This window comes from Vibrio zhugei, from assembly GCF_003716875.1.
Taxonomy (GTDB): domain Bacteria; phylum Pseudomonadota; class Gammaproteobacteria; order Enterobacterales; family Vibrionaceae; genus Vibrio; species Vibrio zhugei.
In genome coordinates this window covers 1497084-1516310 of sequence record NZ_CP033078.1, presented here as the reverse complement: position 1 = coordinate 1516310, position 19227 = coordinate 1497084, and the positions used below count along the sequence as shown (strand labels likewise).

The 19227-nt window shown below is 46.5% G+C and carries 14 protein-coding genes; 6 read left to right on the top strand and 8 right to left on the bottom strand.

Annotated elements, in window-relative coordinates; all coding sequences use genetic code 11:
* The 4 genes from EAE30_RS12205 to EAE30_RS18785 form a co-directional block, all read right to left on the bottom strand.
* The gene (locus tag EAE30_RS12205) at positions 1-2817 is read right to left on the bottom strand and encodes an Hsp70 family protein (protein WP_123016168.1); all 2817 of its coding nucleotides are present in this window, start codon (positions 2815-2817) and stop codon (positions 1-3) included.
* 92 nt (positions 2818-2909) lie between these two features.
* Positions 2910-4790 (bottom strand): Hsp70 family protein, encoded by a 1881-nt coding sequence (locus EAE30_RS12200; RefSeq protein ID WP_123016167.1) that lies wholly within the window; start codon positions 4788-4790, stop codon positions 2910-2912.
* Positions 4790-5422 (bottom strand): DUF2760 domain-containing protein, encoded by a 633-nt coding sequence (locus tag EAE30_RS12195; protein ID WP_123016166.1) that lies wholly within the window; start codon positions 5420-5422, stop codon positions 4790-4792. The genes EAE30_RS12200 and EAE30_RS12195 overlap by 1 nt, the downstream gene beginning before the upstream one ends.
* A gap of 183 nt (positions 5423-5605) precedes the next feature.
* On the bottom strand, positions 5606-5758 hold the full coding sequence (locus tag EAE30_RS18785; RefSeq protein ID WP_164711852.1) for a hypothetical protein: 153 nt from the start codon (positions 5756-5758) through the stop codon (positions 5606-5608).
* Here EAE30_RS18785 and EAE30_RS12190 point away from each other — a divergent pair.
* Positions 5757-6287, top strand: coding sequence for a 3'-5' exonuclease (locus EAE30_RS12190; protein WP_123016165.1), 531 nt, complete (start codon positions 5757-5759; stop codon positions 6285-6287). The genes EAE30_RS18785 and EAE30_RS12190 overlap by 2 nt on opposite strands.
* 163 nt (positions 6288-6450) lie before the next feature.
* Here EAE30_RS12190 and EAE30_RS12185 read toward each other — a convergent pair whose 3' ends face one another.
* From EAE30_RS12185 to EAE30_RS12170, 4 genes are all read right to left on the bottom strand, one after another.
* Positions 6451-6897 (bottom strand): tellurite resistance TerB family protein, encoded by a 447-nt coding sequence (locus EAE30_RS12185; RefSeq protein ID WP_123016164.1) that lies wholly within the window; start codon positions 6895-6897, stop codon positions 6451-6453.
* A gap of 102 nt (positions 6898-6999) precedes the next feature.
* Entirely contained in the window at positions 7000-8910 is a 1911-nt protein-coding gene (locus tag EAE30_RS12180) for a metallophosphoesterase family protein (protein ID WP_123017357.1), read from the bottom strand.
* A 31-nt stretch (positions 8911-8941) separates the two neighbouring features.
* On the bottom strand, positions 8942-9304 hold the full coding sequence (locus tag EAE30_RS12175; protein ID WP_123016163.1) for a VC1380 family protein: 363 nt from the start codon (positions 9302-9304) through the stop codon (positions 8942-8944).
* 195 nt (positions 9305-9499) lie between these two features.
* Positions 9500-10096: an FMN-dependent NADH-azoreductase gene (locus tag EAE30_RS12170; RefSeq protein WP_123016162.1), complete on the bottom strand. Its 597-nt coding sequence runs from the start codon at positions 10094-10096 to the stop codon at positions 9500-9502.
* 339 nt (positions 10097-10435) lie between these two features.
* On the opposite strand from EAE30_RS12170, the gene hrpA reads away from it, so the two are divergent.
* From hrpA to EAE30_RS12145, 5 genes are all read left to right on the top strand, one after another.
* On the top strand, positions 10436-14365 hold the full coding sequence (gene hrpA / locus EAE30_RS12165) for an ATP-dependent RNA helicase HrpA (protein ID WP_123016161.1): 3930 nt from the start codon (positions 10436-10438) through the stop codon (positions 14363-14365).
* 104 nt (positions 14366-14469) lie between these two features.
* The gene (locus EAE30_RS12160; RefSeq protein ID WP_123016160.1) at positions 14470-14943 is read left to right on the top strand and encodes an outer membrane beta-barrel protein; all 474 of its coding nucleotides are present in this window, start codon (positions 14470-14472) and stop codon (positions 14941-14943) included.
* Positions 14944-15432: 489 nt separating this feature from the next.
* A complete protein-coding gene (locus EAE30_RS12155) occupies positions 15433-15951 on the top strand; it encodes an Hcp family type VI secretion system effector (protein WP_123016159.1) in 519 nt (172 codons plus the stop codon).
* A gap of 136 nt (positions 15952-16087) precedes the next feature.
* A complete protein-coding gene (locus EAE30_RS12150) occupies positions 16088-18160 on the top strand; it encodes a type VI secretion system Vgr family protein (RefSeq protein WP_123016158.1) in 2073 nt (690 codons plus the stop codon).
* Positions 18161-18249: 89 nt separating this feature from the next.
* Positions 18250-19197: an IS30 family transposase gene (locus EAE30_RS12145; RefSeq protein ID WP_123015357.1), complete on the top strand. Its 948-nt coding sequence runs from the start codon at positions 18250-18252 to the stop codon at positions 19195-19197.
* Positions 19198-19227: the final 30 nt, after the last annotated feature.

Below are 19227 nucleotides of genomic sequence, written 5' to 3'. Positions count from 1 at the left end.
TCAGTTGATTAGGAAAAGGCCGGTAGGAAGGGCATCACCATAAGCACGTTTTGACTCTTGTTCCGATAATTCCATTTTATGGCTTACTAATTGATACCAAGAATCGGGCAGTTTATTTTCACTGAGTTTAGTGAGCACTTGCGAGCGGAGGTCATCACCCACATCGCGCGTTCTGTCACCACTTTTACGACACATCATTACCGTCGCAAACGCCGCCATTTTATCGTGTTGCCAATCTTGCTCCAGCAATGTCGGTAGCCATTGTTGGATTTGCTCACGCGGAATCACATTGTGCGCACTGCCATACAAAGGTACGCGGCTTGCGATGCGTCCGAGCGCCCACCAATGCTCAGGTTTGAACTGAGGCTGTTTCAACGCTTTATTTAAGAACCAAGTCGCCAGTAACGTCTTATCTTCTACGTCAAGATGCTCTAAGGATGCCGCTAACCGCACCATTGCCTCATAGCCTTTGTCCTGTGTCTCCTTGCTATTTTTTGCATGACGAGCCGAGCCGGGATGTAAGTATTTGGCAATATCTGCGAGTAACGTTTCTTGTTGTTCTTGATCGAGCCCTCCGCAGACACGGCGCCAAAACGTCCACCAATCAGACCATGTGGAATGCGTTGGGAACTGTAAACCCTGTTGATACAGAGGCCAAATTTGTTCGATACGCCAGCTGTCTGTGCTATCGCCAAACCCCGGGCGAAGTGTATAGCCTGCCAATCGTAACCAATGCTGCTCGTGTAATTCGGAGCGTCGACGCCGTTTGCGTCCTGATACTAATGTATCAAACAGCCGACGCAGCGTAGCAAACGGCCAATCTTCTCGTTTACCTAGTCGTTTTTCCAGTGTTTTATTTAAGGTTTTTATGGTTTTCGGATCCGTACTGTTTTTATTACCACTGTATATTTTACTTAATAAGTCTATTGCAGCCTGTTCATTGTGGGGGATATCCGGCGTGTGATCCGCTAAGCTTTCACCTTCTTCTCCTCGCACGGCAAATTCGACTTGCCAACGCTGCGTTTCATCATCGCTACGCACACATTCGATTTTCAATGTTCCCACTTCGGTGAGCTGACACGCTAATTGTACTTCTACGCGATGTTTTTGATTGGCCTGTAAGGACGATGGCGATTCATTACTTTTTAGTGTGGTGATGTAAGGGGGCAACGGTTGAAACAGTTCTGGATCAACCGTATATAAAGCCCCATTTTGTACTGCTTTAGCTTGTCCGATAGTGTCATGAGTAGAGGTCAACAGAGTAAAACGCACGGGCTCTTCAAGCGTGAGTGAAAAGCGCCGGCTCGTTAACCGGATTTCCTGTCCTTCCTCAGTGCCTTTGGCGAGTAAGCACAACGCCTGAGATGGGCCTTTTTTCTGTGGTAGGTGTAAGAAATAAGACCGAGCGGCACCACCACCAATCAGTATTTGTGCACCATGACGCGCTTTGCCGTAAGCCACCGCGCCTAAAGCGACCGAGCAATCAGGGCTTGGGTTGTGAAGCAGAGTAAGTGGGGTGTCACTCCAACTGTCCATCAGTTGTGTGACGCGCTCGGTGATTGATCGGCTATTAAAAGCGCCACCGTTTAAGAGTAAACCCACGGGAACGGCGACGTGTTCACTGTTCGATGGCATTGCGTCACGCGCGACGCTTTGGTGTTGATGAAGAAAAGCCGCGATATGCTTGCTCACTGCAGGATCTGCCACGTAGGGGAGGCCGAACTCGACCATGGCGCTCCGACGCGTATTCGGTGTATCACTCAGCTCACAAAGCGGGAAAAAACCTTCTAAAGCGATGTTATGAACATCCTCACGGCTTAGACCTATACTCTTTGCGCCCCCAAGTAAGCGAGACCCACTTCCTAACAACGTAATTTTAGTCTGCTCGGGGGCATTGTCCGCTAAGAGTGTTTCTTTCGCTTTGCGAGTTTGTTGGATCAATTTTGTCAATGAGGCCGCATTTAACTGTTTCGCTTCCCCAAAACGTTGCTCGGCCAAATGGGCGAGTGCGAGGTCGATATTATCTCCCCCTAACATCAGGTGGTCACCCACGCCAATTCGATTGAGTGCTAATTGATCGCGCTCAAAATTGGTACTGACCAAGCTTAAATCCGTTGTACCACCGCCAACATCGCACACAAGAAGCAGCGGGATATCGCTTAATTCTTGATGGGCGGTGTCTTGATGGCGTGCATACCAGTCGTAGACAACCGCTTGTGGTTCTTCGAGTAAAGCAATATCCGTCAATCCGGCTAACTCTGCCGCTTGTAACGTGAATTTACGCGCTGATTCGTCGAATGAAGCGGGAACCGTGATCACAACTTGCTGTTGTTCGAGCGGTTGGTTGGGATGACGATAATTCCATGCTTGGCGAATATGATTAAGATAACTGGCACTCGCGACGATAGGAGAGACTTTTTCGACATCGGATGATCCAGCCCAAGGAAGAATCGCTTGAGTACGGTCGACGCCGGTATGAGAAAGCCAGCTTTTCGCGCTCGCAACTTGGCGTCCCTCGACTTTTGTTCCTAATTCTCGCGCCCACTCACCAATGATCACCTGAGGCAAATCACCGTCCACAAGGTGTTCGTCCCACGGAAGCATCATATCGGTCTTGGCAAATTGTTGTTTGGCTGGGTGATAGCGAAAAGAGGGCAGCAGGGGCTTACGGACCACCTCACCAGGACCAATAAGCTGATCGATGGGAAAAATTTCAACAGGTTGTTGCGAGAGATTCTCGCCCAGCTCGCAATACGCGACAACGGTATTCGTGGTGCCTAAGTCAATACCGACAAGAAATTGAGCAGCGGTTGTCATGATATGACCTCATTGAGTCGACAAAGTTGTCATCGAGATGACAGACAAAAATACAACAAAAACGGCGCCGAGGGGCACCGTTTAATGGCTGTTTATGAATATAGATCGCCCGCGGTATCTTGGTGTTGATCGCGAACGTCAAATTCGACATGCCAACGCTGTTGATTATCCACAGCGACCGCATGTAACTCTAACGTCCCCAATTCGGTCACGTGTGATTGCAGCGTCACAGGAACAACGTCGCCTTCGCTACGGCCTTCTGATACCGGTAAGGTCACCTGTATCTCAGGTAGCTCTTGCAGTTCAGCAGGCGCCCAGTAATCAAGATGAGTACCAGCTATGTCATCACGACGTACCGTGGAACCATAGAACTGAAAATGCACCGGCTGGCCAATGACTAAGCCAAATTGCTGACTGGGCACGTCAACGTGTGAACCTTCTTCCATGCCAAACGGGGCGACACAGAGTGCTTCCATTGGTGTGGGCATTCCGGGAATAGCTGGCATCGCGCTTTCAATACCAACATAGTAAGCAGAAGCAATACCGCCACGGATGCGAACCCCTTCACCACGGCGTACAGACCCATAATAGGCGGCACCATTGGCGACCGAAAGATCCAAATCCGCGCCTTCCAGCTGACGAATCGGCTCGGCATCCGCTTGAATTAACCATAAATTGATGGTTTCTAACAAGCGTTCAGCGACTTGGGGGGATTTTAATACTCCGCCATTAAATAAAATGGTATTGGGTTTGATAAAATTGGTTGCGGGAACAGGCATGCCGGGCACCTGAAACGGCATACTCGCATCATTCTCTTGCTGCGCATCGGCTTGCTTGGTTAAAAATGCAGCAATGTGGCGAGTAATCCCCGCATCTTGTGCGTAAGGTAGGCCCATTTGAGTTAAAGCACCACGAGCACGTTGTACTGGATGCTCATGAATGTCCACTTGTGGAAAGAATCCATCAATAATGGTTTGTTCTACTTCTTCTCGAGTCAGCTCCGTTTTGAGTGTACTGCCCATCAGTTTAGAACCTCGGCTCGGTACAACAATGGGCATACTCTGAGTATCATTCTCACTCAGTAGAGTTTCTTTTGCGTCGCGACAGGCATGCGACATCGCTTGGATTTGCCAAGGCTGCAGCTCTTTGCCTTCTTGAGCCAGTTTCATTTTGAGTCGGTAAGCCAGTGCGAGATCCATATTGTCACCGCCCAGCAAAATATGCTCGCCAACGGCAATTCGATTAAGCACGAGGTTGCCATCTTCTTCGGTTACTTCAACTAAAGAGAGGTCCGTCGTCCCTCCACCAATATCCACGACAAGTACGATATCGCCGACGTTGACCTGATCACGCCACGCCGTTTGCGTGTGATCAATCCAGTGATACATCGCCGCTTGCGGCTCTTCTAGAAGCGTTATGTTGGAGAGGCCAATATTGCGTGCGGCTTCGGCGGTTAACTCACGAGCCGCTGGATCAAACGATGCGGGTACCGTGATGGTGACATCCTGTTGGGCAAGTGGCGCATCCGGATGTTGGTACAACCAAGCTTGTGCAAGATGGTCAAGGTATAATTCTGTGGCTCGTAGCGGAGAGATTTTGTCGACATCTTCAGGGCTGCCAACAGGCAAGAAGGATTGACGACGGTTGACTCCACCATGGCATAGCCAGGATTTTGCGCTGGAGACTAAGCGAATCGGCGTTTTTGCACCAAGGTTACGCGCGATCGCGCCAACCAGAGCCTTCGGCTGATCGGTCCAAGGCAGGCGACGGGATTCGGCGGTCATTTCATGTTCATGAGGCTGATACAAAAATGACCCCAGTTGAGTGTACTCTTCTACGGTGCCGGGAGCGGTCATTTGAGCAATCGGCATGACTTGAACAGACGCGTCTTCGTTGCCGAGTTCTAAAAATGACATAACACAGTGTGTGGTTCCTAAATCGATCCCCACACTGTAATGTGGTTGTTGTTCCATTACAGTTCTACCTCCGCAGGTGCCACGATTGAGGCGTCATAATTCTCTGCTAGCTTGGGTAAGTTGACATCACTTGCTTGCCATCCTTTATGGATGAGAGTACCAGTAAATGGCGCTTGTCCGGTGACGTGTCCGGTTAAACGAATGGCTTGTGGATTAAAGTTTTCTCCGATGGTAATGCGTGATTCTTCCTCTTCATTACGAACCGGTGTAAGAGTGAGGTAATCATCAAGCACTTTCTTACCACCTGAGTGAATAACACGCGCTGCTGCGCCCACTTCTTCATCACTAAACTGGGTAACATCTTCTTGTAAAAAGTCGATTAAGCGAGCTTCGTGTTGAAACAAGGATAACAGCTGGAGAGCGGAATCGGTTGAGGCCGTGGCGAGTTTCGACTCGACTTCGACAATCTTTTCGACTTCTTTTTCAACTTCAACAATTTTTTCGACCTCGACGATTTTTTCAACCGGCTTTTCAACTTCAACAATTTTTTCAACGGGTTTTTCGACGATTTTTTCAACGGTTTTTGTTTTACGCGTAATCGCATAAATCAGTAAAGCGATAGTGGACGCGGCTAAACCAGCATGAAGCATATCGAATGTGTGAGGAATCGCGTTTATATCGAAGTTCATTTTAAATTCTCTATTAGATCTGGCATTGTCAGACGCTCTGAAACGACCGAAACAATTGGGTTGACTTTGAGTTTTAGAATTGCGCCGATAGTACCATATTTAGGGTTTAACGCGCGCAAAAAATCACAATATGCTTACCATATGGGGTTGATAGTGCACGTTTTAAACGTTCTTTAGCGAGCTTTAGCCCAATATTTCAGCAAAACGCGCTTGGTAGGGTGGCGTTGATAATATTTTCGGCAGAAATTCATCAAAATCATGTCCAGAGTGGCTGTCCTTTGATGTCTCAGGTAAACTGTGCGCCGTCTTATCGTCATAAAGGATAGAAATCGGCATGAACCATAACCGTGTTGTATGTTTTGATCTGGAAATGTGTTGTTGGAACGAGAATGGTGTCGGGCGCACGGGCGAGATCATTGAAATTGGTTTAGCCGAAGTGGATCTAAAATTGGGTCAGATAGTCAAGCGCGCGCAATATTACGTCAAACCTGAGAAAGATGAGATATCAGAGTTTTGTGTCCAGTTAACGGGGATTACTCCGCGTACCATTGAAAAACAAGGTCGTCCGCTTGGTGAGGTATTGCAATCGATGATTAAAAATTACGGTGGCAATAAAAAAATCTACGCAGCATGGGGGCGCGATGATGACATTCTTCGCACAGAATGCCAGCAAAAAGGCTTGGAGATGCCGTTTAAAGAATTCATCAATCTCGCCACGTTATATCGTATACAGCAGCGTATGAAAGAAAAACGTATTGGTCACCGTGATGCACAGCTAGCGCTGGGGATCGATTGGGAAGGCCGACAACACAGTGGCTATATTGATGCCTATAACTTGGCCAAAGTGGCGTTAGCGATATTGTAATCAAGCTGTCATTAAACTGCCTTGTGATCATCATTAAAATGCAATGAATACACCGTAACTTTATACAGACTCAGACGAGTAGCATCATACGAGTAGCATTATTATAACAAGGTAGTTAACTGGTATTTATGAAAGTACACTGATCATGTACTTTCATTTTTTACTATGTGTTTTCGACCACCATCAATTTCGCCCGAATGAACTCGCTGTGATCAACGTAGAGGAGTTCAGCGGCTTTACGAATCACGGCTTCTTCCAAAGGGTCGATCTCTTTGTCAGCGTACGCCACCTTCCATAGAGCATGAATGACATCAAAACGTGCGTCTTGAGACAACTCGCGTAATTGACTGGTGAATTCATAAATAGACGCCGATTGTTTTATTTTTTCATTCGCCTGCTGGATCAAATCTGACGCTTGTGTCGCGTCAACTTCGATAAGCTTCGCGAGCAGATCTCGTTTAGCTTGCTCTTCTTCTGGGGAGATATCATGATCCGCCCCTGAGACTTCAGCAAGGAGGCAGGCCATCGCAAGATCGGGATTGTGTTGTTGTTGATTAAAATCCGTCCCTTCAGTGAGTTGTTTAAAAATGGAGGTTAAGGAATTGAGCATAAGAAATACCTTTGTTGCCTAGAGGGGGCGTTTGTTGACGCTAAGACTATTATGGATAAAGTAAGGGGTTTATTGGCCCCTCACAACAGGATAGTGACGGATTTAACGCGATTCTGACTTACGCATGGCGGGTGTTGGAGGGAATTCAACCTGTTTGCCTTCGCTGGTCATAATCCCCACATACCTTGGTTTGCCTGATTCAGCTAATTTCAAAACGCCGACCGCAGTATGATTATACAAATGTCGAAATGTCTTACGCGCGGGATGACGTTTGCGAATTTCAAGTCGCTTACGTTTCGTCAGTCTATTTAATGGAGAATGCGGACTGTATAATACCGCATCGGCATAGTCGCAGAGCGTTAATAGTGGCTCGGGGAACTGATTCTTAAACCCACTGCAGGTCACCTGAAAAATATTAGGGCTGGAATTGCGTGAGCGCAATTTGATGTCATAGGCGAAAGAGTAATGCACGTCGCCTGAAAGGATGACGTAGTTACTGGGGGTGCGGCTGTGTGTGAAAATGTTCATCAATGTATTGGCGCAGCCGCGATGCGCCATCCAGTTTTCCGCATCGACCATCAATGGCTTGCCAAACCACGTCATCACGCGCTGTAATGCCTCGATAAATTTGACGCCAAACATGGGGGCGGCAGACACAATAATGACTTTATCTTTGTTCTCGATCGCTTGTTGAAGTTCCATTAATGCTTCCCAATCCATCAACCCTGAAGGGCGATGACTGTGAGACTGTGAACGCCAGCGGCGTGTACGAGTATCAAGCACGATCATGGACGGTGAAGTATCGGTAATGTAGTGCCAGTGTTTGAAGTCATTGATATGATCAATCAAGGCGTCTTGATGGGCAGTATTAGGCGAATGACAGTACTGTGCAATGCGCTGATGGAACGTGTCATCGAAGTGATGAGGCGCGTTCCCCCAACCTTGGAAAAACCAATAGCTCACTAACGCATTGCCGATAATACGTCGCGAGAAGGGATGGGTTTGCGCTGCATGCTCCCAGCTGTCGGTTAAGTTCCAATCATCGGTCACATCATGATCATCAAATATCATATAGATAGGGATATGCGCCATCATGGACTGCAGCGCGGGCAGCCCGTCAACAAATTCGCTCAGCGTCGCTCTTTCTGACAACCATATAGCTTGGTGATCTTCTGAAAGTTGTTGGTACGCTGCTTGTTTGCCATGGTGATGAACATTCAGGAGATCGTACTGTTGCCAAAGGATGTCTGACCAAACTAACAGATACATGCCGGCAAATTCACCGAGCGTGATTAGGTGGTTGTCGTTTTCGGTTGAGGTAAAAATAGGTTGAGTTCGGCGACCTTTGAGCCGATGACCTCTGTGCGTAACGTGAGGCAAAATATCATCACGGTGATAATAACTTAACGGGTGAGCATACAGCGCATTCGCATCGTTGACGATGGCTTCAGGCAAGACTTCGTTATAGAGTCCGAGCTTTTCTATTACCGTATGAATCGCGGCTAACATTGCTCCAGCGACATGATCCGCGTAGATTTGATCACCACTCATCATAATTAAATCAGGCCGCTCTTCTGGCGTGGTTTTGACTAATGATTGGCTTGCGGTGAGCAGGGCGTCGCGGCATGGATCGTGCGGGTTGCGACAGGAGCCATGCATAATATGATCGGCTCGACCACTCAGATAAAAGGTCAGTTCGGTTTCATCCTCACTCAGCAGTGCGGGATACAGCTCGGTAAGTGAGCCCTGTTGTGTGTCGATGCGATAATGGTAGCGCTGCTCAGCGGCGAACTCACCAGTCAGTTCAACCAATGTAATCCAGGCATGCTCACCGATTTGATACTGTTGAACCGTCTCTAACGGCAGAGTAAGCAGCGGTGTTGGAGTATGAGGGTGAGAAAGCGTAATGGAGCCAGTAAGCGGTTGCGAGGTTGCCAGCCAAATAACGATAGAACTTGTTGTGCATTGACGTAATAGTGGACCCGCTAACAGAAAAGGGACGTCATTTCGCAAATTCGACAATACGGCTTCCTACATGGTTGGATTATGAAGACTCTTCTGGGTGATTTAAGGCACCTAACATTTCAATAAACTCAGCGCTGCTGTGTTCATGAGCCATAAGCAATATGGCTAATAATGCCTCTGTTTTTTCTGGTTGTCCGCTTTCTTCTTGTAATATGTTTGTCAATTGTTCGCGAATGAAATTCTCTTCGTGCTCAACAAACCCTCGGCCTTCTTCTTCGCCTTGTTCTTCTTCTGGCGCATTATCAAAATCAAGAAATAAAAATCCCTCATGGAGATTGCCGCGCGTGAGGCGTTCGGGCAACCATACCTCACCGGTGACCACTTCAGGGTCTTGGTCTAAAGGGATAGAATGTAAAATCTTAAGAAGTTGCGATGCTTTCACGGTATCCGCTTATTTAGTCAGAAAAATAATGAGGGTGTGTCTTATGTTCTTTAAACATAAACTTCAAGTTTGATAAGAGCAAACTTTTGCAACCAGATTCTCTCTAATTTGCAGGCCTCACAGTATAAGCGCATCCATAAAAAAAGCCATTCAGAGAATGGCTTTTTACTGTTAATGCAATCTGTTATATGACGATTAAGCCAGTTTTAGAGTGCTTAACTCCGCTTTAGCCGTTTGTAAACCTTGTGCTTGATGTTCATCACCCATTGCCAAGGCTTCTGCGTAAGCAAATTCCACATCAGTAATACCGATGAAACCAAGAATGGTTTTTAGGTAAGGTTCAACGATGTCGTGCTCGGTTCCTTTGTGAATACCGCCACGAGTGGTAATCACGATCGCTTTTTTGCCTTTAACCAGACCTTCAACACCATTTTCAGTGTATTGGAAAGTAATCCCCGCACGAGCAATAAGATCGAACCAGTTTTTCAACTGAGTAGAAATCGTGAAGTTATACATTGGCGCTGCAATGACGATCGTATCCGCGGTTTTCGCTTCTTCAATCAAGGTGTCGGATAGATTGACAATTGCTTGTTGTTCGTCTGTTAGATCACCGCTTGCCGCTGCACCGAATGCGCCGACAATGGACATATCCAATACAGGCAGTGGTTCGGCCGCAAGATCACGCAATGTCACTTGTGCACCTTCGGCAGAGGCCAAGTATTCATCAAGAAGTTTGCTAGATTGAGAGTATTCACCAAGAATACTAGATTTAAGAGCTAAAATACGAGACATACCGTTATCCTTTCTATTGAAGTGATGAGTGTTAATTCGTTTAAGTGGTTCATATGTTAGCGTTTGACAAGCAAGAGCAACAGTCGTCAATCTTGCTTATCTTGTTCAATTTTTTTGAATGAAGGTGGCGTAACTCCCGTTCGATTAAGCAAATGAGACCCACACAATGATGAGTGTCGCATACGGTGGGACAAGGTTCACCGCGCTGTCGGTCAACGAACCATGCTGTGTGTGAATGAGTGTTATCTGATTGATGATGCGTGGGAAGGTTGCTGCGACATGAGGAGTCTGTGTTACAATTCGTGCAGTTTCGTCTTCAAATCATAAATAGGACACGTTTTGACTCAATCTCCAGTCAACTCAGAACAGCCTGTTAAAGCACAGGCCAATACGGCAAAGTCGCTGAAAAAAGCACTCGAACAATGCTTAATTAAAGACCGTTTTCGTTTGAATAAGCGAATCAACGGTGCGAGCCGTATCAAAAAAGACGCGGCACGCCATGCCGTATTCGATGAAATTGCCCAAGACATCGCCCAATCAATGATGGTGGTGCAGCAACGTTTGAATAAACCCGTACATATTGATTACCCCGATCAACTGCCTGTTAGTCAAAAACGTGACGATATTGCTCAGGCGATAGCAAACCATCAAGTGGTGATTGTTGCCGGTGAGACAGGTTCAGGGAAAACCACGCAGTTACCGAAAATTTGTGCGGAGTTAGGCCGAGGCAAGCATGGCTTAATTGGTCATACTCAGCCACGCCGTTTGGCGGCTCGCTCAGTGGCCAATCGTATTGCTGAAGAAATGAAAACGCCGCTCGGCGACGTGGTTGGCTATAAAGTTCGTTTTAGTGATCAAGTTTCATCAGATACCCAAATTAAGTTAATGACGGATGGGATATTACTGGCAGAAATACAGAATGATCGGTTTTTAAATCAATATGATACCATCATTATTGATGAGGCTCATGAACGCAGTCTCAACATTGATTTCATTTTGGGGTATTTGAAAGAACTGTTACCACGCCGCCCTGATCTCAAAGTGGTGATTACCTCGGCAACCATTGATCCAGAGCGTTTTTCTCAGCACTTTTACAATGCGCCGATTATCGAGGTGTCTGGTCGTACTTATCCTGTTGAAACCCGTTATCGTCCGTTGTCTGGCGATGATGAAAGCGATCGCGATCAACAAGAAGGCATTATTCAAGCTGTTGAAGAACTGTCTGATGAAGGCCTTGGCGATATTTTGGTTTTCATGAGCGGTGAGCGAGAAATTCGTGATACCGCCGATGCGCTCAACAAACTGAAGTTGCGTGATACTGAAGTTGTACCACTGTTTGCGCGCTTGTCTGCCTCGGAACAAAATCGCATTTTCCAATCTCACACCGGTCGACGTATTGTACTGGCGACCAACGTCGCAGAGACCTCACTTACGGTTCCTGGCATTAAATATGTGATTGATCCCGGTACGGCACGGGTGAGTCGTTATAGCTACCGGACGAAAGTACAGCGCTTGCCGATTGAACCGATTTCCCAAGCGAGTGCCAATCAGCGAAAAGGACGGTGTGGGCGTGTTACTGAAGGGATTTGCATTCGGTTATATTCTGAAGAGGACTTTGAATCACGTCCTGAATTTACTGATCCTGAAATTCTCCGTACCAATTTAGCCTCAGTGATTTTGCAGATGACGGCCTTGGGGTTAGGGGATATCGAAGCGTTTCCGTTTGTGGAAGCGCCAGATAAGCGCAATATTCAAGATGGCGTGCGTTTATTAGACGAGCTGGGAGCGATCACGGAGAAAGCCAAAGGTGAACGTAAAACCAAAGCCTTGACCCCGTTAGGACGGCAACTCGCTGCGTTGCCGATTGATCCGCGTTTAGCCCGTATGGTCATTGCTGCCCCACAATTAGGGTGTTTAAAAGATGTCATGATCATTGCGTCGGCTTTGTCGATTCAAGACCCACGTGAGCGACCCAGTGATAAAAAGCAAGCGTCTGATGAGAAACATCGCCGCTTTGCTAATGAAGAGTCCGATTTCTTGACCTTTATTAATCTGTGGGACTATTTGCAAGAACAGCAGAAGGCTTTGAGCAATAATCAATTTCGCCGTCAATGTAAGCAAGACTATCTGAACTACCTCCGTGTTCGTGAGTGGCAAGATGTGTATACCCAGTTGCGCCAAGCAACGCGAGAAATGGGGTTTAAACTGAATAGTGAACCGGGTAACTATGACAGTGTTCATACCGCGATTTTAAGCGGACTGCTTTCTCATGTCGGATTAAAAGATCAAGAAAAAAACGAGTATCAAGGTGCGCGCAATGCTCGCTTTCATATTTTTCCTGCTTCGGGTCTTTTCAAAAAACAGCCCAAGTGGGTGATGTCTGCCGAGTTGGTAGAAACTTCAAAACTGTGGGCGCGTGTGGTGGCTAAAATTCAGCCAGAGTGGGTGGAGTCATTAGCTGGGCATCTCGTGAAGCGTAGCTACAGCGAACCTCATTGGTCGAAAAAACGCGCCACCGTGATGGCTTATGAAAAAGTTATGTTATTTGGGATTCCATTGGTGGCAAAACGGTTAGTGAATTACAGTCACATTGATCCTGTTGTGAGTCGAGAACTGTTTATTCGCAGCGCATTAGTCGAAGGCGAGTGGGAGACTCGCCACGAGTTCTTCAAGCAGAACCGTTCGTTATTGTTAGAAGTGGAAGAATTAGAACACAAATCACGTCGCCGCGATATTTTGGTCGATGACGATGAATTGTTTGAGTTTTATGATCAGCGTATTGGCACCGAAGTGGTGTCCGGTCGCCACTTTGATACATGGTGGAAACAGCAGCGTAAACAGAATCCAGAGTTACTTAACTTTGAAAAAGAGATGCTGTTTAAAAATGATGCCAGTCATGTGACGGATTTAGATTATCCCAACTTCTGGCATCAAAATGGTATTAAGCTCAAGCTGAGCTACCAATTTGAACCGGGAGAAGATAGTGACGGTGTCACGGTACACATTCCGTTACCAATCTTGAACCAAATCGAGCCTCATGGGTTTGATTGGCAAATCCCAGGTCTGCGACAAGAATTGGTAACCACCTTAATCAAGTCACTACCAAAGACCCTGCGTAAAAACTTTGTGCCAGCACCGAATTATGCGGAGGCATTTTTAGCCAGAGTGACGCCAATGGAATTGCCGCTGCTGGATGCACTTGAGAAAGAGTTGCGTCGTATGACTGGGGCAGAAGTAAAGCGTGATGATTGGAATATCGATCAATTACCCGATCACTTAAAAATGACGTTCCGAGCGGTCGATCATCGCCGTCGTAAAATCAAAGAAAACAATGATCTGTTTGCTTTGAAAGAGAGCTTAAAAGAACAAGTACAAGAGACCTTATCTAAGGTTGCCGATGACGATATCGAACAGCAGAATTTACACACATGGTCGTTTGGGACGCTACCACAGGTGTATCAACAAAAACGTGGTGGCTTTGAGGTCAAGGCGTTCCCCGCCATTGTCGACAACAAAGACAGTGTTGAGATTAAACTGTTTGAAACCGAGCAAGAGCAGATCGAAGCGATGCGTCAAGGTCAACGTCGCCTTGTCTTATTGAACGTGCCTTCTCCAATCAAATACTTACACAGCAATTTACCGAATAAATCGAAACTTGGCTTATATTTTAATCCCTATGGCAAGGTATTGGATTTGATTGATGACTGCATTGCCTGTGGAGTGGATAAATTGATCGAACAACACGGTGGTGTGGTGTGGGAGCCAGAGCAATTTGAAGCATTAAAAGAGTCTATTCGTGGGGAGCTCGGTGATACCGTTGTGGACATTGCCAAGCAAGTGGAAACGATTCTGACGAAGGCGTTTGAAATCAATAAGCGCTTGAAAGGCAAAGTCGACCTTTCGATGGCCTTTGCGTTGTCTGATATTAAAGCACAAATCGAAGGGCTGATTTTTAAAGGGTTTGCAACCGAATGTGGCTGGCAACGTTTGCCAGATATTCTACGCTATATGAAGGCGATAGAGCGTCGTATGGACAAGTTGCCGATCGATCCCAATAAAGATCGTGCTCATATGCTGAAAATTGAATCGGTGACCAATGATTATAAAGAGTTGCTGAATAAAATTCCGAGAGGAATGGATATTCCGGAAAAAGTGAAAGACATTCGCTGGATGATAGAGGAGCTGCGCGTGAGCTATTTTGCTCAGCAACTCGGTACTCCGTATCCGGTATCCGATAAACGCATTAAAAATGCGATTAATGATATTTAGGAATGAAATTTGCTTAATTCTGACAGAATACGATATTATGGCGCTTTAGCGGCAATAGTTATCCGTTCTAAGTTGTCACTTAACTGACTGAGAGAAGATTACTCATGAAAAAAACACTACTTGCACTGGCACTGATTGGTGCTTCAACATCTGCTTTCGCTGACTCATGGATTTACGGCGGCGCATCAGTCGGTAATGCAAAAATTGATGGCGTTGATGGTACTGCGTACAACATCCATGCAGGGACCGGTCTTTTGCCAATTATCGGTGTCGAAGCGGGTTTAAATAAATTTGATAGTTTTGACCACCGCAGTGATTTATCATTCAACGATACTTATATTGCCTTGAAACCAAGCATCAACTTTGGCCCACTGCAAGTGTACGCGAAAGGCGGTCTACATAAGTGGGATAAAGACTCTGATAATGGCAGTGATGATGGTTACGATGTGATGTACAGCGTCGGTGCGGATTACGAAGTGTTTGGTCCTATTTCTGTGGGTGCGAACTATTCGAACTACAAAATGGATCACGATGATATGGAAACGTATAACCTAACGGTATCGTTCAATATCCTTTAATTTCTCTACCATGTTGTATTGAAGACCGTTGAAATAAAATGCCAGCATTCATGCTGGCATTTTTTATGGGCCCTCAGACAAGAGTGACTGACACTGCAAGCCACTCTTGAAAAGGCGGGTGACCCAGTCATCGACTACTCTTGGGATGAATCGGTCAACTAGCTATGATTGCTCCGTAGGTAAAACAGCCAATGTATGCTGGATCGCTTACTGTGCCTACGCTCTCCGTCACGGGAAAAATGAAACAATAAACCATACAGAACAGCGTAAAGTGGAAGAGGAACTCTATAAAAGCTATTGAGCGTTAGGTGAGTCGAAGTTTGCCCAGCGAGCAAGATCTTGCTCAGCTATAGGCAGCTTATTGCTTTATTAATTGGAGTGTAATTATAACCTACTGAAAAATAAAGATACCAATATTGGCATCGACTTTGCTCTCTTGTTGGTACGCAATACAAATTTGATGAAACAAGTAAATTAAGGAATTAAGCCATGCCAACTCCATGTTATATCTCTATCGAAGGTCAAACTCAGGGTCTTATCACTGCAGGCGCATGTACTGCTGATTCAATCGGTGACTCATTTGTTGAAGGTCACGAAGACGAGATGCTGGTTCAGTACTTTGACCACAATGTGACCGTACCAACGGATCCACAATCGGGTCAGCCATCTGGTCAGCGTGTTCACAAGCCGTTCCAGTTTACCGTAACGCTGAACAAAGCCGTGCCTCTACTATACAACGCATTGGCGTCAGGTGAAAAGATGACGAATGTGGAATTGAAATGGTACCGCACATCGATTGAAGGTAAGCAAGAAAACTTCTTCACGACGAAGCTAGAAAATGCTTCTATCGTCGACATTCGATGTGAAATGCCACACTGTCAAGATCCAGCGAAAGCGGACTTTACACAAAACTTAACCGTATCGATGACTTACCGCAAAATTACGTGGGATCACGTGAATGCTGGTACTTCAGGTTCTGATGACTGGCGTAAGCCGATTGAAGCGTAATTTACGCGCGCTTAACATTGCCCGAGGACCCTCGGGCAATAATATTAAACCTTAAGCACAACGCATTCCTTTTTGGATTCAATGTGTTGTGCTTAAGGTTTTTGACGTATATAAGAACACGAAAGGAAATGTCAGGATGGCGACGTTACACTATGCAATCACAATCGATGGCCTAGACGACGACACACTGGTGGTGCGTCGATTTGATGGACATGAATCCATCTCCGATAGTGAATTTCGAAATGAGGCATGCTATGGCTTTCGCTATATGATTGATTTAGCAAGCCGACAGTCTCATATCACTCCAGATCAAGTCGTTGATAGGAACGCTGAGCTTACTCTCTACCGAAACGGTGAATTGGTGCAGCGTGTTAATGGTATCGTCAGTCATTTCAGCCAAGGCGACATTGGCCATCATTTTAGCTTTTATTCGTTAACGCTCGTACCCTCTCTCGAGCGTCTTGCCCTGCGACACAATAGCCGTTCGTTTCAGTTAAAAACCGTTCCAGAAATCATTTCTATCTTGTTGCAAGAGATGAATATCAACGATTATGCGTTCTCCATTGATCGAGAGTGCGCGCAGCGTGAATTCTGTGTGCAGTACCGAGAAACGGATATGGAATTTCTACACCGCATAGCGGCAGAAGAAGGACTGGTTTACAGTTTTATTCATGAAGAAGGTAAGCACACGCTGTTGTTTACGGATAAAACCGCCAGTTTTCCTTGGGTCGCGGAGCCGGTACCTTACAATGCTTTAGCTGGTGGTGCGAATGACGCCCCATTTATCAAAGAGTTGGCCGCTCATACTCAGTCAGAATTTACCCATTCCGTTACTCGTGATTATAGCTTTAAAAAACCCACTTATACGTTTGCACAAAGCGCTATTGCGGCCGATATCGATTATCAACTGACGGGTTATGAACACTACGATGCCCCAGGTCGTTTTAAAGATGATGAAAGTGGTAAAGCGTTTAATGATATCCGCTTGGCTTATCTACGTCGTGAATCCCAAACCCTGACGGGCAAAAGTAATCAGCAAAGCTTAAAAGCGGGCTATCAATTTTCACTCTCTGAGCATCTGAATGAGCAGTTCAATCGTGATTATTTAGTGGTCGGTTTGAGCGTTCAAGGCGAGCAGCCGCAGGCGTTAGAAGAGGAGGGCGGCTCTGGGGCGACGACGTATGCGAATCAGTTCACCGTCATTCCTTCCACTCTACGCTGGCAAGCTAAGCCAACGCCGAAACCCCAAGTCGATGGTCCTATGATTGCTTTTGTGGTTGGCCCGGATGGCGAAGAAATCTTTTGTGATGAGCACGGCCGCGTTAAATTGCATTTCCCGTGGGATCGCTATTCCAACAGTGATGAGCAAAGCTCGTGCTGGGTGCGCGTGTCTCAAGGTTGGGCGGGCAGCCAATATGGCATGTCCGCCATTCCGCGCATTGGTCATGAAGTGATTGTGTCATTTTTAAATGGCGATCCGGATCAACCGATTGTGACGGGTGGGACCTACAACGAGAACAACATTCCGCCGTACGTATTACCGGATCATAAAACCAAGACAGTGCTTCGCACTGAAACCCATCAAGGGGATGGCTACAACGAGCTGAGTTTTGAAGATCAGGTGGATGAAGAAACCATCTTCTTACACGCGCAGAAAGATTACGACGGCATCACCAACAATGACCATACGCGCGTTATACACAATGACAAACATCTCACGGTCGATCGACATGACTACACCAAGATCAAACGCAATCATCATGAGTCGACCAAAGGGGAAAGCCGAACCGCAGTCGATAAAAACCGCACCTTTGTGATTGATGGTGATATGCACGTGAAAGCGGGCAAAGTATGGGTCAATGAATCGGGCAGTGAAATTCATATCAAAGCGGGCCAAAAAGTGGTGATTGAATCTGGAGCGGAAATTACCGCCGTGGCCGGTGGCAGTTTTGTGAAAGTCGACCCAGCGGGGGTGCATCTTTCTGGCGCGGGTATCAACCTTAACTCAGGCGGTAGCGCCGGCGCCGGCAGCGGCTTTAGTGGACTGGTAGCGAAGTTGCCAGGGGGCGTGGACGCGGCCGATGCCCCCGAGGAAGCGGTTGCTTACACAGCCACACCCAGTCAGTCTGGGTTATCCCCTAACGTTTATACCGCAGTCACGCCCGGTACTTATAGTCAAATGGTTTCAAACGGTCCCGATTTCAGATAATAAGTGCGACATTCATGGAAAGCGTAGAAGAAGAAGCCAACTGCTGAAAGTGGTACGCTCTTCTCGCCAAAGAAACAAGCAGTACTACCATGAATTATCAGCAGTTGACCGAGGGCAGAAGATACCAGATTTCTGCTCTTTTGGAACGGGGAATTTCGGTTTCTGAAATAGCTAAAACCGTTCAGTGCCACCGCTCGACAGTATATCGGGAGCTTAAGCGAGGTCGTAAAGGCAACATTTATTGCCCAAATAAAGCCCAGCTGTTGTCGATTAAAAAGCGCAGAACAGCGCGTAAATACCGCATACCAAAGGAGCGTGTGGATTTTATCCGTCTTCTTTTAGAAACAGATTGGAGTCCAGAGCAGATTTCCAATGTATTAACGAAAGTTGGGGCCGCTGTCAGTCACGAGTGGGTCTATCGCTTTGTCGCACAAGATAAACGCATGGGCGGTAAGTTATATCGCCACTTGAGGCAAGGACACAAGCGTTATCGCCGCGGTAAAAAAGAGAAAGCGCCAGCGATAAAGAATGCCGTTTCGATTGATGACAGACCAAGCATCGTTGACGGTAAGGAGCGGTTTGGTGACTGGGAAATCGACACCGTGCTAGGTAAGCATGGTACAGGTGCGATGGTGACTATTTTAGAGCGTAAGACACGATTTTACGTAGTAAAGAAAGTGCCATCTAAGTCAGCGAATGATGTTACCAAAGCCACCATAGAGCTACTCATGCCTTATAAGAACCATGTCCATACCATTACGGCAGATAACGGACGAGAGTTTGCAGGTCATGAAACCATCGCAAAAGAATTAGAGGCTGATGTCTACTTTGCTCATCCTTATAGCTCTTGGGAGCGTGGTGCTAATGAGAATGCGAACGGTCTTTTAAGGCAATATGTGAAGAAAGGAACTGACTTAACGACGGTGACTGACATAGATATAGAGTTCGCTTTATCTCGGATAAACTATCGTCCAAGAAAGTGCTTAGGCTTCAAGCAGCCAGCCATTATATTTGAGGAAATGGCTTTGGTTGCTTGATATTGGAGAATGTCGCACTTCGCAGTTGAA